Raw genomic sequence first — 16353 nt, 5'->3', positions numbered from 1 at the left:
TGTTTTGTACTGGGTTAGTATCCACATGTATATTGGAACTAGGAGGTAAGGCGTCTGAAGTTTTTTAAAAAACATTAAATATTTATGATTTTATCTAGCACATTGTACTTTCTTAAAGTATTGAGATGATAACATATCGCGAATTTCTACTGTAATTTGAACACCACATTCATTCGTAAAATGATTTTGTAATAGTAGCAGTGTATTTTTTCCTATAAGCGATTTTTTTTCCACGCTTCTTCCTTCTAATAAAGCTATTTCTAAGTGAACAAATGCTGCTGTTTCGTTATCTCCTACGTTAAAATGCGAAGCTACGTAAACGCGGCTTTTGCAATTTTTAGACGGAACATTAGCATGATGAAATAATACTTCTTGCAAAGAAGTAAAGATATCTTTGTAACACGTTAGTTCTATATTTTTTGATACTTCTAGTTTTAAATGAGGCATTGTTTAGCTCCATAGTAAGACTACGATCACGGATATGGTTATGCTTACGAATTTTCTAATTGATGGCTTTCCAGAGAGACTTATTTTATTTGATGTATTTTTCTGAAGCATCTTAATTTGTCATACTCCATGTTTTAATGGATAAGGTTTGTAAAATTATTTGTGGGCATTCGTTTGCCAAACATGGGAGAAAAAAATGGATCGCCTCTCTGTAGGTTTGTTTCTAGTGTTATACTCTTTCGGTATTATAATGGCAATTTTTTTTAGTTATCTTGTGTGGGTAATCTTTTTACTCGCTGTTTTGACTTTGTTCTCAAAATACCGAAATACTTCTATTATAGTTATCTTTATTATTTTGTGTGGTTTTTTGAGAGTATGTATTGAAGATAAAAATCAATCTAAATTTATTTTTAACGAAGGTACGTTTGTAACTATTCGCGGCATTTTACTCGATAATGTTTTTTCTACTACCAAACATACTAAAAATATAAGGCGTAATGTTGTTATACAGGCTCGTTCTGTAAAAGTAAACAATAAATGGTTGCAAGCATCTATAAAGATATGCCTTAGAGTTCAAGGTGCAATAGAAAAAGACCTCTTACGAGGAACTTATATCGAGGTCTTTGCAACTATTCACAAGATTCAATTACCGCGCAACCCTGGAGAATTCAATCGCCAACTGTTTTGGAAATCAAAGGGCATTTATTACGAATTGAGAACTCAAAAAACTTGTATTCGTACTTTATCGCTATCGATTGGTTGCCCTGTTTTAAATTGGGCAAAAAATTTACAAGCCAAGATTTGCAATTATTTAATTGATCAGTTTGGAGAACGTGTCGGAGGTGTTGCAGCGGCTTTGTGCTTTGGCGAGAAATATTTTATTCTACCTCTTGTGAAGCAAAATTTTATGAAAAGTGGAGCGATGCATCTTTTGGCAATATCTGGTTTTCATATTATTATTGTTAGCGGAATTTTACTTCGCGCATGTCTTTTTGTATTTTGCGATTACTATGTAAGCTTATTTTTTACTATTCTTTCTTTAGTAGCATACACTTTGATTGCTGGAATGAGTGTCTCTACTGTACGAGCAACAACAGTGATGTGCGTTTATCTTTTTGCGCCTTTTTGCGGAAGAGAAAAAAACGCAATGCGTAGTCTACTTATTACAGCTCTAGTGTTTTTATTTTTTGACCCGTACCAACTAATTCGCATAGATTTTCAATTATCCTTTACTGTGTGTTTTTTTATTTTATATTTGAAGGCGCCGCGTAATTCAAACAAAATACATACCAGTGTATTTGTGACTTCTGTTGCTTGCGTTTCTTCTTCTCCGATTACTTCTTATTATTTTTATTCACTAACTCCCATTGCTATTTTCTCTAATTTTTTACTATATATACCAATATATATCGGTTTGTTATTGATAATATTTTGGGTTTTCTCTCCTATTTCTTTAACTTTGTTAAAACCGTATCTTTTTATTGCCGTGTATTATAATTTTTATTTTTTACTGTGGCTACTCTCTTATTTAGCTGAAGCTCCTTGGGGATATATTCATGTTAAACAACCAAGCGCATTGTTGGTATTTGTATTTTATTTATTTTTAGTTGTTCTCAAACCTAGACGTATCAAAAGCTTATGTTTTATTTTTGTGATTTTTTGTGTCTTTGTTTTATCGAATAGAGAACAGAATTGTAGAATGACAGTCCTGGATGTAGGACATGGAGATTGTATTCTTCTGGAACAAAATAAAAAAATTTATCTATATGATTGTGGTAGCTATCGAGTGCTACCTTTTTTGCGTTACCGAGGAATTAATCGTATACATGCTGTTATTATCTCTCACCCTGATATTGATCACTATCGAGCCCTTTTTGAATTATTGCGAAATGTCAAAATCGATAAAATTATATGCAATAGCCATTTTATAAAGCAATCGTTTACAAAACAGATTTACAAATTTAATGTTGAAGTACAAGTTGTTGCTGATAATGAACAAGTAGATGGCTTTACTTTTTTGTATCCGGGTCAATATTTTCAAAATAGAACTAGCGATAATGAACATTCTTTGGGCATGCATTGGTCAATAAATGGGCATAAAGTCTTGTTGCTGGGCGATATGGAAGATACGGCTCTTAATACTTTAATGAATGATTCCATTTCCTCTGTTACGCTTATGCAAGTACCTCACCACGGTTCACAAAACAACTATATGGAACCATTATTAAGAAAATGGCGGCCAAAATACGCGACACTTAGTAGTAAAAAGAGTTTTCCTTCTAAATGCACTTTAGATCTTTATTCGAAATATTCAGTGAAAGTTTTTGCGACATATGATTGTGGAGCAATAATTATAGATTTCAATAAACAGTTATTGTTTAAAACTGTCTACAAAAAATAGAAAAATGTGTCTACAAAAATCTACATTATTGGTTAATGTTTGTCCTCTTTTTAAAATGAAAAAAAGCATCAGGGGGTATAAGTGGTTGTTGTGAAAGCGCTTGTGGTTATTCTTTCTTTTGTTTCTATTGTTTGGCATGGTTGTTGCATATGAACTAAAGCAGTCAAAACAATACAGGTAAATTTCTTAAAGAAGAGGGAGTGAGTTATGATGATGGGTGACCCAAACTTAAAAGAGTATCTTCAAGAAATCAGAGAATATCCGATTCTAAAGGCAAAAGAAGAAAAAAGATTATTTAAATTGTGTATAGAAGATTGTGATCAAAAAGCGCGAGAAAATTTAATCACATCAAATTTGCGTTTGGTGGTAAGTATTGCAAAAAAATATGTAAACTGTGGTTTACCGTTTATTGATCTAATAGAAGAAGGTAACGTAGGTTTAATCTATGCTGTAGAGCGCTTTGACCCGAGCAAAGGCTGTAGATTTTCAACATACGCTACATGTTGGATTAAACATTCTATATGCCGCGCAATTACAGAGAAGAATCAATTGGTAAGAATACCAGCATATATGAAAAAGATAATAAGCCAATGCAAAGAACAAATAGCACAAATGATACGAGAGTCGGGCAAAACTCCAACGATTCAAGAAGTGGTCGAGAGAACTAACTTAAAGAAAACCAAGAAAAGTATTATTCACGAAGCACTTATGACGACTCAAGCGTTAGAATCAATGCAAAGCTTATATACTTTAAATGCAAATCAAGATTGGATTGAAGATCGTAAAACAGGTAACACCCTTCAACAAATATTTGACAAAAGCGAATTTGAATGGATCATGCAGATTATAGATAACTTAGATTCTAAGAGAGCACAGGTAATCAAGTTGCGATACGGATTAAACGGTAAATCTCCAATGACATTGAAAGAAATTGCAGTAGTACTAAAACTAACCAAGGAAAGAATTCGCCAAATTGAAAAAGAAACTTTGTCAATGTTAAGACAAACAATAAAAAGAAGAAAGGCTGCTAATTGTGCCATTTAAGAATTTACATACAAAATAATATGAGTAATATAATTACCCATTACTGTAAATCTAGTACAGTGGCAAGTATACTAATCTAGTAAAAATAGTTATCCAACAGCTAAATTTTATTTTTTAGTGTTGCGGCTAAAAAGCAGCGATGTTAAAAAATAAAAGAGATCAGTAGGTAAATTATTTTGAGCCCTATATTTAAATGTTTTTTCTCGATGAAAAACAGTTCGTTGCTAGGGTTGCTAGAGCATACGCTTTCCACTGCACTGGGTAATACAGTGCGGTATTCATTTTCTTTTATTAAAGCCCCTTGACTTACATAAATAAAAACCCCCACTCCTTACCTCTCTACAAATCTTTTTATACTATACTTTCGAATTTAAATTTTTCTTGCCCCTTTTTCCATGAAAATGTTATCATCTCCCCAAGTCTAAAGACAGCCACAAAACATTTTTCCTATGTTTCAAATTGTACTTCCATTACAAAATTAAAAGGAAGAATATAATGAATTTTTCAAACAATTTTTGGGTAATACTGAGTCTATTTGTGTTTTTAGTTTCGTGTGAAATGCAAATACCAAATAGCAAAAACTCAAAAAATACCAAAAATTTACACAGTGTTTCTATTGAGGGATCTATTGTACCTGATGAGATCTATATTGATGGAAAGCTCGCAAATATTAAAGAAACAAAACTTAAACCTGGTAACTATGAACTTGTATTAAAGAAGAATGGTTACGAAACGATAAAAGAACAATTGGTTATTACCAAAGAGACAAAACAGCACACTATAAAACCTAGCTGGAAACAAATTTTATGTGAGCTTGAAGTTTTGGTAAAATATATGGTTGCTCCTTTGTCAAAAGATGAACTTCGCGTGTTGTTGAAGATAGAAGACAAAGAACAACTTCTCAAAGAAACAACACTGACTATTTTGCCTGGAAAATATAGTTTAAGTATTACACATCCAGGATATGAAACAATTGAACATCGCGGCGAAATAAATATTGGCCAAAAAAGTGAACGATTAAATTTTAATTTGAAGGTGTTGCCAAGAAGCTTTCATTTAGAAGTTTCCAGCAAAAACGAAAAATTAAACACTGCAAATTTAAAAGTAATTGTAGATGGTAACACCTTGCTTGGAAATAAGATAGTTCCAGGAGTTCACAAGTTGCAGCTAGAATTAGAAGGGTATAAAAGTTTTTCGGAAACTATCAAAGTTGAAGGGGCAGGTAGTCCTTATAAATACAAAGCAAACTTGGAAAAACTCCCTAAAAAAATAGATGTAGCTGATGCAGGTAACGAAACCAACGCAGGTAACGAAACCAACGCAGGTAGTGAAACTAATGCAGGTAACGAAACCAACGCAGGTAGTGAAACTAATGCAGGTAACGAAACCAACGCAGGTAGCGAAACCAACACTGGTAATGAAACCAATGCTGGTAGTGAAACTAACGCAGGTAACGAAACCAACGCAGGCAACGAAACCAATACAGGTAACGAAACCAACGCAGGTAACGAAACTGATGCAGGTAGTGAAACTGACGCAGGTAACGAAACCAATGCTGGTAATGAAACCAATGCAGGTAACGAAACTGATACAGGTAGCGAAACTGATGCAGGTAACGAAACCAATGCAGGTAACGAAACCAATGCAAACAACGAAACTGATGCAGGTAACGAAACTGATACAGGTAACGAAACTGATGCAGGTAACGAAACTGATACAGGTAACGAAACTGACACAGGTAACGAAACCAGCACAGGTAACGAAACCAACACAGGTAACGAAACTGATACAGGTAACGAAACTGATGCAGGTAATGAAACCAACGCAGGCAACGAAACCAACATAAGCAACGAAACCAATGCAGGCAGCGAAACCGATGCGGGCAACGAAACCGATGCGGGCAACGAAACCAACACAGGCAACGAAACCAACACCGGCAACGAAACCAACACCGGCAACGAAACCAATGCGGGCAACGAAACCAACACCGGCAACGAAACCGATGCGGGCAACGAAACCAACACAGGCAACGAAACCGATGCAGGCAACGAAACCGATGCAGGCAACGAAACCAACACAGGTAACGAAACTGATGTTGTAAAAGTCGAAAAATGTGCGATAGAACTTAAATTAATGAGTAACTACGCTGCGCAAACTCCTTATAGTGTCAAAGCTGACAAGGCTACCTTGAATGGTGTAGACATCGCTGGAAATAACTTTACTGCTGGAGAATATGAACTTGTTGTCCAAGCAAAAGGTTATAAAGTTATCAATAAGAAAATAATAGTACCTGCTACAACTGATTTGTTTATTCTTGAAGAAAATCTAACCGTACTAGAACGGAATGTATTAGTAGAAATACATGCTAATTATCCTGATAATCAGGTTCTACAAGCGGATGAGATTCTTGCAAACGATAAAGTTTTTACAGGTACACTTATGCCAGGGAATAATTATTCGTTTGTGGTAAGAAAGAATGGATATGAATCTTGGAAAAGAGATATATATATTGATATGGGAGTTCAACCTCAAACAGTGAAAGTTTTATTGAACGTTAAAAACACTGTTGTTACTTTTGCTGTCACAGATGATAAAACAAAACAACCATTATCCGAATATATAATAAAAATGAATGGACAAAAAGCCGGTGCGACAGGTTATTTTCCTGGGAAATATGCTATTTCTTGTGAAAAAGAAGGCTATGAAGTTTTTAATTCCGATGTGCAAATTGCACCATCAGATAATGCGCAAAAAATAGAAATTTCATTAGTTCCTAAACCTGAAGAAAAGAAAATTGTACCTGTAGCGATTGATTTAAAAGCGTTTAGCGATGCAGATTCTAAAGTGCCTATTAAAGTAGACATTCTTACAATCAATGATCGTTCGTTCACACCTGACTTTAAGATATTACCAGGGAAATATACAGTTGTCGCGTATACATCTGGTCACCAGATGTACCAAAAAGAAATCGAAGTCACTAGCGATAAAGAAATATTTGCTGCCAATATCGTTCTTGAGTCTACTTTACGAAAGCTTCGTGCTAAGTATATCTATGATGTAGCTCCTGCCTCAGGTTATCCAGATGCTAAAATTGAAATGGTCAATATTACTACAAATAAAGTTGTTATTCCTGGCCAAATGATAAAGCCTGGTAGGTATAAAGTATCTGTAGAACAACAAGGATATTCTTATACAGGTGAAAATGAAGTTTTTATCGAACCTGGAACAATGGAATTTGAATTAAAAATTCCATTGACACTTGGTGACAAAACTGAGAAACCTACTGAAGATAAAAAAGAGCAAGTAAAAGTAGAAAAAAACGAACCAAGAGTTCTAGTTATAAAAGGAGTTGAACCAAATACTTTAGAGAAAATAACTCCTTTTAAAGTTTTTATAAATGATAAACTCTACACAAATACTCCTATAAAGATAGGCGAAGAGTGTAAATTAAAAGTATTGTTTAGCAGCTATAAAACTTACGTAGGTAATACTAAAATAGAATCTGGAGAAGGCTCTCAGGTATTGCACGTTGACTTGAAATTGTTGAAAAAGATAGTTCTTACAGAAACAAGTAAGACCTCTACATACGACAACATTGAATATAACTATGGTTTTATGGTTGGGGAACAAGAAATACCAGAGCATTTAGTGACAGTTTACGAATCAGGTGGTAAAATAGAGTTTCACTTGTATATCGATCCTGAAGCTAAAGGTGTGATTGTTTACAGCGGTTATCGTTATGCTGAAAAATCTTCATTAAAAGAAAAACAAACCATTGGTTATCTTGCAAAATTCTCAAGTAGAAAGCTTATTGAGCATTTATCAAAAGTAAGTAAGGATCAAGGAACACAAGCATTTGTAAACTCAGTGCAAGAAATAATGCGTTATGATTCTTCAATAAGACGCCACTGGGAATATGAAGAAAAAGAAGAATTTCTATACTTCGTACAATCTATTGAGACAGATGATGATGCTTTAATCGAAAAAATAGAAGGTGTTTTAGCTAAAATAGAAAAAATGCTAGAATAACTTTTACAAAAATGTTGGAATAAATCTAGTACAATATTAAAGCCTGACTTATTTGTCTTTAAAAAATAAAACTCAAGTTGCTATTTAAAAATGATTTTTTTTAGAATAGCAACTTGAGCTATTCAAAAAAGAATGTGAAGGATATAACTGTTAGAGCAGAAACTTCTTTCATATTTTTAATTGGCAGCTTGTAACAATATTTGCCAATTTAAACTAGGATTATATCCTGGTAATGGAAGTTCGTTTAAATTATAGTGCCACAATTCTTGCAGGAGTGGTATACTTACATCGGTGCGCGGTAAAACAGCCATAGCTTTGCCTTTCAATAAAACAAAAATGGCGTGAAGTTCTCTAACTATTTTTCGCTAGGCAAGCTAAACGTTTCTACTTTACATAACATTTTCAGATATCTCTACAGAGCCTGACAAGCTACTCATTTTATGAATAGTTTTGGTTGGTGACTTAGCTAATGGAATAAAACGGCTGTCGACTTATAGTTGAAGAAAGGAAGCGTGAACAGTGGGGATCCATGACAATGACATGTCGATAAATCCGAAACAAGGGCAACAAATTAGACAATTAATTGAGAAATTACAATTAACTCTTCGCGAAAGACTTCTTGAAGAGTTATGGGATGATAAAGAGTGCTTAGAAGAAGCCATAGAACATCCAGAATCTTACTCTTATAAATTTCAAACATACAAAGAGCAATACTTAGACAAATTATCTGATCTACAGCGTATTTGGAATGAATTGGTTACCTTAGAGAAAACAAGATACAGAAATAAGTAAACTATGTCATAATAACATATAAATTCATATACACACACAACCCCTCATACAAAAAACAAAATTTAATAAAAAAGCATGTTTTAGAGAAGCGAGAATTAGTTGTACTTTGGAGTACTTGTCTAATTCTCTTTCTTTATTTTACTCCTCTTTTCTAAAAAATGGCAAGCAATTTGCTAATACTAAAATAAAACTAAATTTAGTGTTGTAAAATCTACTTCCTATTCTAAATTTGATCTTAGGGCACTCCTTAGTATAAGATCAAAAATTATAGAACTTTCAACAAGAGAAAGAGGAGGAAATACATGCCATCAACAAATAACAATCCAAATAGAGATACCAATGCTTTGCAATTATACGCAACAGATTTAACTGAACTAGCTCAAAAAGGAAAACTTGATCCAGTGATTGGAAGAGATGACGAGATTCGACGTGTTATGCAAGTATTGTCTCGTCGTACCAAAAATAATCCTGTTTTGATTGGTGAGCCCGGTGTTGGAAAAACAGCTATTGCTGAAGGATTGGCAAGAAGAATTATTGATGAAGATGTACCTGAAGGTCTAAAAAATAAGAAAGTAATTTCTCTAGATATGGGAGCGTTAATTGCCGGTGCAAAGTACCGCGGTGAATTTGAGGAACGATTGAAATCGGTATTACAAGAAATTCACAAGTCAAATGGGGAGATTATATTATTTATCGATGAATTGCATACTGTTGTAGGTGGGATTGAAGGGGCACAAGACGCAGCTAATATGTTAAAGCCAGCTCTTGCTAGAGGAGAGCTTCGTTGTATAGGAGCAACAACACTAGATGAGTATCGAAGATATATTGAAAAGGATGCGGCGCTAGAAAGAAGGTTTCAAACTGTATATATTTCAGAACCTTCGGTAGATAGCACTATTGCAATTTTGCGTGGCTTAAAAGAACGTTATGAAATACATCACGGTGTACGCATTACTGATGGTGCAACTATTGCTGCTGCTACATTGTCTAATCGTTATATAAGTGAACGTTTTTTACCTGATAAAGCTATTGATTTAATTGATGAGGCCGCAAGCCGTTTACGGATTCAAATAGATAGTATGCCTGTTGAGATTGATGTTCTCGAACGAAGGATTTTACAATTAAGAATTGAACGACAGGCGCTCAAAAAAGAAAAAGATCAAGCCTCAAAGAAGCGTTCAGAAATTATAGAGAAAGAGCTAGCGCAACTCACGCAAAAATCAGATTTGATGAAAAATAAGTGGCAGCAAGAAAAAGAAAAAATTCTTGCCATACGTAAGTTTAAGAAAGAGCTTGATGGTCTGAAAACTCAAGAAGAACTTGCTCGCCGAAATGGAAACCTAGAATTAGCAGGAAAAATTCGCTACCAGAGCATGCCAGACAAAGAAAGAGCTATCGAAGTAGAGAGCGTTCTTTTAAAAGATATGCAGAGTGATCACCAAATGTTAAAAGAAGAAGTAAGCGAAGAGGAAATTGCTAATGTAGTAGCAACGTGGACAGGTATTCCTATAGACAAAATGTTGCAAGGTGATAAAGAACGTTTACTTGACATGGAGCAAAAAATAAAGCAAAAAGTAATTGGACAAGATGAGGCAGTAAGTTATATAGCAGATGCTGTGCGCAAAAGTCGCGTAGGATTACAAAACCCTCAACAACCAATCGGTTCTTTTTTATTTTTAGGTCCTACAGGGGTTGGAAAAACAGAGCTTGCTCGTACCTTAGCTGAATTTTTATTTGATACAAAAGATGCTTTAGTACGTATTGATATGTCAGAGTATATGGAAAAACATAGTGTTAGTCGTCTTATTGGAGCTCCTCCTGGTTATATAGGTTTTGAAGAAGGTGGACAATTAACAGAAGCTATACGTCGACGTCCATATTCGGTTGTGCTTTTTGACGAAATAGAAAAAGCGCATATTGATGTATTTAATATTTTTTTACAATTGCTCGACGATGGACACTTAACAGATGGGCAGGGACGAAAAGTAGATTTTAAAAATACTATTATCATTATGACATCAAATATTGGTAGCCATTACATAAAAGAAGCAGGCGGCCAAATAGACCAAAATTTACAAAATAAAATAGATAATGAATTATTTAAATATTTTAGACCAGAATTTGTTAATCGCATTGATGAAATAGTTATATTTAAGCCTCTACAAAAAGAGCATATCAAGCAAATCATTGATATCCAAATGCAAAAGTTTAATAATTTATTAAAAGATCACCAATTCCAACTTAAGCTAAAAGATAATGCAAAAGAGCATCTTGCCGAAGAAGGTTTTGACCCGGTTTTTGGAGCAAGACCTCTTAAAAGAGTAATGGAACGCCGTATAAAAAATATGCTTGCCAAACAAATACTCAAAGGTGAAATTCCTCAGAGTAGCGAAATTTGCGTAGACTTTAGTGAAGGTGATTATATTTTAATTTGATACGAGTTGTTTTATATTTGATGATTCTTCGAATAAAACAATTGTAACTACAATTGACCACTGGTTCTTTGAACCTTTTATAAGAAAGCAAAACAGTTTTATAATACTATCAAAGGAGTATTTATGAGAAAGTTTATTCTTGTTTCTATTGCTATATGTTTGCTGATACCCATACACGCGAACGATCAAACTCTTGCAATCAAAGCAAAGGATTTGCTAGAGAAAGGTTCGTATGAAATTGCAATTGAAACTTTCGAAAAATTTGTCGATATTGATAAATCGACATTGGGAGTCGAAGGTCTTATTGAAGCTTATCGTTTAACCGGTAAATACGACAAGGCACTTTCCCTAGCCAAAAAATATGGCAATACTCCGCAGCAAAAGCAGGCAGCTCGCGGCTTAATGCTTACAGGAAAGATACTTGAAATAAAAGGTGATTACCCACAAGCATATCAAAATTTTATCTCTGCGTATATCATAGACGAAGAAAGTATTATTATTAGCGTTAGTCTTGCTAAACATTACATGTTGACTGGCAAAAAAGAGAAAGCTTTAAAGTTATTTGGTGATATCTTCGATAACTATGATCCAGATGAAGATTATTCTGCTGAGGATCTAGTTGGTATAGCAATTGCATGTCGCGGTTACGCGATGAATAGTGATGAAGTAGATCGCAGTGATACTTTAAAAGTTGTTATTAATGGAATTCTTTCAGACACTGATTATGATAATGGCGCTATCGAAAAAGACCCATTGTATTTTCCTGCATATATAGAGATGGTGCACTTGTTTTTAGAGGCTTATAATACTGTAGATGCTAGTTCTACTCTTCGTAGTGTTTTAAAGTTGAATCCTCACCACCCAGAGCTACTACATGCAAAAGCAATTTATTGTACAAAAAATTACGCTAAACGCCCAGAAATTATGCCGACAATAAATCATGCATTAGAAATAAATCCCAACTACACTGATGCACTCACTGTAAGCGCTGCTGTTCATCTTTCTGATGGTGAATACGACCGTGCGTACAAAAAATTGCAAAAAGCTCTACAAATCAATCCAAATCACTTAGAATCACTGTCGTGGTTAGCAACATATTACCATTTAAAAGAAAATATGGCTGAATATGAAAAAATTAAAGAGAAAGTATTTAAGATAAACCCTAAATATGGTGAATTTTATCACTTGTCAGGGGTTATCTTGGCGCAGAATTTCCAATATGCGCATGCTCTTGAAATGCAAAGAAAAGCCATTGAATTGAATCCTTTTCTATGGGATGCCTACATTGAACTTGGTTCAAATTTAATGAGAACTGGTGAAGAAGATGAAGCCAAGAAACATTTTGAAAAAGTACGCGAAGAATATAATTTTCACGTACAAACGCATAATATGTTGTTACTTTTAGAAAAATTCAAAGAATTCAAAGTTTATCACACTAAAAATTTCCGTATACGTTTACATGTAAGCGAAGCTGATGTATTGTTTCCCATTCTTAGTGAACATTTGGAAAAATCTATAGAAAAAATGTCCGAAATATATGGATTTGTTCCTGAAACACCAATGCTATGGGAGGTTTATCCTGAAACCAAAGATTTTTCAGTAAGAGTACTTGGTTTGTCTATGATCGCTGCAAGTGGTGTATGTTTTGGAAAAGTATTAGCACAATTATCTCCCAAAGCAATGAAACTAGGTACAATGAATTGGGCATCTGTAGGTTGGCACGAACTTAGCCACGCGTTTACATTACAAATGACAGATCACAAAATACCACGTTGGTTTACAGAGGGGCTTTCTGAAATGTTTGAAAGAGACCGTAATCCTTCTGTTATTCGTAAACGCGATAAAGATTTGTGGACTGTATATAATTCAGGTTTAATGCGTGGTATAAAAGATTTAAACGCTGGGTTTACTAGGCCTAAATATGCTTTAGAGGTTGTGGTGTGCTACTATCAAGCAGGACTCCTATGTCATTTTATTCGCAATAATTATGGATTTTCTGCAATCAAAGAAATGTTAGCTTTGTATAAAAAAGGTAAAAAAGATGCTGAAATTATCAAGGAAGTAACAGGATTAGATGACGAAAAATTCGATAAATATTTCCTTGAGTGGGTTAAGAAAAACATTTTTGGAAAAATGAATCTAATGACCGCTGTGTCATCACGAGAGATAGATGATTTAAAAGACAACACCGAAGAAGATCCAGAGGATGTTGAAGCTTACAAAAAATTAGCCATCGCTTACTTGCAAAGTGGTCGATTAAAAGATGCTGAAATTAACGCAGGGTATGTGTTAGCACTAGATCCCGAAAATGTAGATGGTTACGAAATATTGGGTCGAGTATTTTACCGCCGACAAAAATATAAAAAGGCAGAGGAATTACTACTACAGGCTGAAGAGTTAGGTTGTAAGAATTTCTATAGCTTCTTGTATTTAGGTATTATGTATTTAAACCAAAAAAATATAAAACAAGCGGAAGCGTATTTAGAAAAAGCCAAGAAAAGTTTTCCAAATTATGTAGGTCCTAGCAATCCATACTTACTATTAGCGAAGATTTATAAAGCTCGTAAACAAACTGCTAAATATTTTCGAGAAATTGAGCAATTTTTAGACAAAGAAGGAAATGAATTTAAATTGCGCATAGAATTAGCAGATCACTATATTAGCCAACAAAAATATAAAACAGCTTCTAAATGGTTAGAAGAGGCTTTGGATGTTTTTCCATTTGATCTTAAGTTTCAAATCAAACGTGGTAAAGTTCTTACTACTTTAAAACAATGGCAAAAAGCTATTTCTGCCTACAAATTAGCAATTGCTTTGAAGCCAAAAGAAAATGTTCATGTACTTTATACAGACATAGCAGAGCTCTATTTGAAGTTAGGTAATTTATCTGAAGCAAAATCGCACGTGGAGTCTGCACTCGATTTAAAACCTGGGTACTCAAGAGCAAAAAAAATTCACGAAAAAGTAAAATAAAAATATATTTTTATTGTAAAATCTACAAAATATATTTATCATAACGTGTAATAACAAGGCATAAAAATTATTAAAGTTTTTAGTAATTTTTATGCTTTTGTATTTTCTCTTTGTAATTTTTTGGCCCAAATTTAGTTTCTTTTTACAGAAACAAATGGCAGAAGACTATCTTAAGTATAAGAGCCAAGGAATATAAGGACAGTGGTTTGGAGTAAAATCTCTATTACCACTATAAAATCTGCATTTTGGAATGTTTATTGACATTTCAATCCTTAAATTTATAAAAGCAAAAAAATAGCTATTTTTTTTGTGACGATGAATTATATACTAGAGCGTATCTGGTGTAAAGTTAAGTGGTTTGGGACTTAGCAAATTCATCGAACAGAGGAGTTCCATTTTATGATAATGAAGCAAAAAGATGTTGTTAAGCGACTATCTATAGAACAAGATACTTTGGAAAAAGAAGTTGCTGAAGCAATGGGTGAAATTGCCAGCGAAGATATGGCCCAGTTGTACGATGATTCAACAAAAGAATTCGAACCTGATAAAATTGTGCAAGGTAAAGTGATCAATGTTACCAATGATGTAGTGGTCATTGATGTTGGTTATAAATCAGAAGGTGAAGTTTCTGCTTCTGAATTTGACACTCCACCAGAAATTGGTGAAGAAGTTTCTGTACTTCTAGAAGCCGTCGAAGATGAGTCGGGAACGGTAGTACTTTCTAAGAAGAAAGCTGACCGAATCAAGGGTTGGGAAGAACTTATTGCCACGAAAAAAGAGGGTGATCTTGTTGAAGGTAAGGTTATCCGCAAAATCAAAGGTGGATTATTACTCGACGTTGGCGTTCCGGTTTTCTTACCTGCTTCTCAAATTGATATACGTCGCACAGGCGATATTTCTGAATACATCGGGCGCACCCTGCAAGCGCAAATCATCAAGATTGATCAAACACGCATGAATATAGTTGTTTCTAGACGTAGACTCATCGAAGAAGAACGCAAGAAGATGAAAGAGAAACTTCTAGAAGAACTTGAAGAAGGACAAGTTCGAAAAGGTGTTGTCAAAAATATTGCAGATTTTGGTGTATTTGTTGATCTAGGTGGTATTGATGGTCTTCTTCACATTACAGATATGAGTTGGGGACGTATTAGTCATCCATCAGAACTCGTTTCTATTGATGATGAGATCGAAATTAAAATTTTAAAGCTAGATCGCAAGAAAGAAAGAATTGCACTTGGTTTAAAACAAAAAACCGAAAGCCCTTGGACAGACATCGAAAAGAAATACCCAATCCAGTCGAAAGTTACAGGCCGTGTAGTAAACGTAATGAACTACGGAGCTTTTGTAAAACTAGAAGATGGTATAGAAGGATTGGTTCACATATCTGAAATATCTTGGACAAAAAGAATCAATCACCCTTCAGACGTTGTAAATATCGGCGATGAAGTTGAAGTTGTTGTTTTGGATATCAACAAAGAAAAACAAGAAATTTCTCTTGGAATGAAGCAAACAGAAATCAATCCATGGTCTCTTGTTGAAGAAAAATATCCTGTTGGAACAGTTATCGAAGGACGTGTACGTAACCTAACTAACTATGGTGCGTTCATCGAAATAGAAGAAGGTATTGATGGTCTTCTTCACATATCTGACATGAGTTGGACGAAGAAAATTAGTCATCCTTCTGAAATGTTGAAAAAAGGTGACAATATTCAAGCTCAAGTTTTAGAGGTTGATCAAGAACGCAAAAGAGTTGCGCTTGGAATGAAGCAACTTCATTCAGATCCATGGCAAGATGAAATACTAGGTAAATACAAAGTAGATGATACTGTTAGTGGAAAAGTAACGAAACTAACAAACTTTGGTGTATTTGTCGAGCTAGAAACAGACTTAGAAGGTTTACTTCACATATCAGAGCTTACAGATAAGAAAATTAAATCACCTAACGAAGTAGTTAAAGTTGGTGATGTAGTGGAAGTTAAAATACTAAGAGTAGACGAAAAAGAAAGAAAAATTGGTTTATCTCTAGTTAAAGCACAATCTGATGAAGAAGAATCTGAATCTGATTCTGAAGAAGAAGAAAATCAAGTCCAAGATAGTAGTTCAGAAAGCGCTGATGCTCCTGAAGAGAGCGAAGAGTCTGCTGAACAAAATGAGGAAGAAAAAGAAGAGTAAACGTTTTTGTTTAACTTTTTTTCTGTCTATAAAAGCGCATCTACTTCGATTACGAAGCAG

The 16353-nt window shown here is 34.3% G+C and carries 9 protein-coding genes; 7 read left to right on the top strand and 2 right to left on the bottom strand.

Annotated elements, in window-relative coordinates; translation table 11 throughout:
• Positions 1-90 precede the first annotated feature (90 nt).
• A complete protein-coding gene (locus UABHE_RS12460) occupies positions 91-447 on the bottom strand; it encodes a 5-carboxymethyl-2-hydroxymuconate Delta-isomerase (protein ID WP_372370640.1) in 357 nt (118 codons plus the stop codon).
• Between the two features lie 196 nt (positions 448-643).
• On the opposite strand from UABHE_RS12460, the gene UABHE_RS12455 reads away from it, so the two are divergent.
• The 3 genes from UABHE_RS12455 (at position 644) to UABHE_RS12445 (ending at position 7921) form a co-directional block, all read left to right on the top strand.
• Positions 644-2848, top strand: coding sequence for a DNA internalization-related competence protein ComEC/Rec2 (locus UABHE_RS12455; protein ID WP_372370638.1), 2205 nt, complete (start codon positions 644-646; stop codon positions 2846-2848).
• A 207-nt stretch (positions 2849-3055) separates the two neighbouring features.
• Positions 3056-3892, top strand: a complete 837-nt coding sequence (locus tag UABHE_RS12450; protein WP_372370636.1) for an RNA polymerase sigma factor RpoD/SigA — start codon at positions 3056-3058, stop codon at positions 3890-3892.
• A 495-nt stretch (positions 3893-4387) separates the two neighbouring features.
• Complete coding sequence (locus tag UABHE_RS12445) at positions 4388-7921, top strand: PEGA domain-containing protein (protein WP_372370635.1); 3534 nt, start codon at positions 4388-4390, stop codon at positions 7919-7921.
• 176 nt (positions 7922-8097) lie between these two features.
• On the opposite strand, the gene UABHE_RS12440 is transcribed toward UABHE_RS12445, so the two are convergent.
• Positions 8098-8232, bottom strand: coding sequence for a hypothetical protein (locus tag UABHE_RS12440; protein WP_372370634.1), 135 nt, complete (start codon positions 8230-8232; stop codon positions 8098-8100).
• Between the two features lie 208 nt (positions 8233-8440).
• On the opposite strand from UABHE_RS12440, the gene UABHE_RS12435 reads away from it, so the two are divergent.
• From UABHE_RS12435 to UABHE_RS12420, 4 genes are all read left to right on the top strand, one after another.
• Positions 8441-8713, top strand: a complete 273-nt coding sequence (locus UABHE_RS12435) for a hypothetical protein (protein WP_372370633.1) — start codon at positions 8441-8443, stop codon at positions 8711-8713.
• A 302-nt stretch (positions 8714-9015) separates the two neighbouring features.
• The gene (locus tag UABHE_RS12430; RefSeq protein WP_372370632.1) at positions 9016-11148 is read left to right on the top strand and encodes an ATP-dependent Clp protease ATP-binding subunit; all 2133 of its coding nucleotides are present in this window, start codon (positions 9016-9018) and stop codon (positions 11146-11148) included.
• 123 nt (positions 11149-11271) lie between these two features.
• The gene (locus UABHE_RS12425; RefSeq protein ID WP_372370631.1) at positions 11272-14121 is read left to right on the top strand and encodes a tetratricopeptide repeat protein; all 2850 of its coding nucleotides are present in this window, start codon (positions 11272-11274) and stop codon (positions 14119-14121) included.
• A 405-nt stretch (positions 14122-14526) separates the two neighbouring features.
• Complete coding sequence (locus UABHE_RS12420; RefSeq protein ID WP_372371606.1) at positions 14527-16293, top strand: 30S ribosomal protein S1; 1767 nt, start codon at positions 14527-14529, stop codon at positions 16291-16293.
• Positions 16294-16353: the final 60 nt, after the last annotated feature.

Origin of the sequence: Candidatus Uabimicrobium helgolandensis (assembly GCF_041508025.1) — a bacterium.
In the GTDB taxonomy this organism is placed as follows: Bacteria; Planctomycetota; Uabimicrobiia; order Uabimicrobiales; family Uabimicrobiaceae; genus Uabimicrobium; species Uabimicrobium helgolandensis.
Note: the sequence above shows the minus strand (reverse complement) of the source record. Positions and strands in the feature narration are given on the sequence as shown.

Bases quoted from the DNA above. Each gene is read 5' to 3' on its own strand.
- UABHE_RS12460 (WP_372370640.1), bottom strand. From the start codon at position 447: ATGCCTCATTTAAAACTAGAAGTATCAAAAAATATAGAACTAACGTGT.
- UABHE_RS12455 (WP_372370638.1), top strand. From the start codon at position 644: ATGGATCGCCTCTCTGTAGGTTTGTTTCTAGTGTTATACTCTTTCGGT.
- UABHE_RS12450 (WP_372370636.1), top strand. From the start codon at position 3,056: ATGATGATGGGTGACCCAAACTTAAAAGAGTATCTTCAAGAAATCAGA.
- UABHE_RS12445 (WP_372370635.1), top strand. From the start codon at position 4,388: ATGAATTTTTCAAACAATTTTTGGGTAATACTGAGTCTATTTGTGTTT.
- UABHE_RS12440 (WP_372370634.1), bottom strand. From the start codon at position 8,232: ATGGCTGTTTTACCGCGCACCGATGTAAGTATACCACTCCTGCAAGAA.
- UABHE_RS12430 (WP_372370632.1), top strand. From the start codon at position 9,016: ATGCCATCAACAAATAACAATCCAAATAGAGATACCAATGCTTTGCAA.
- UABHE_RS12425 (WP_372370631.1), top strand. From the start codon at position 11,272: ATGAGAAAGTTTATTCTTGTTTCTATTGCTATATGTTTGCTGATACCC.
- UABHE_RS12420 (WP_372371606.1), top strand. From the start codon at position 14,527: ATGAAGCAAAAAGATGTTGTTAAGCGACTATCTATAGAACAAGATACT.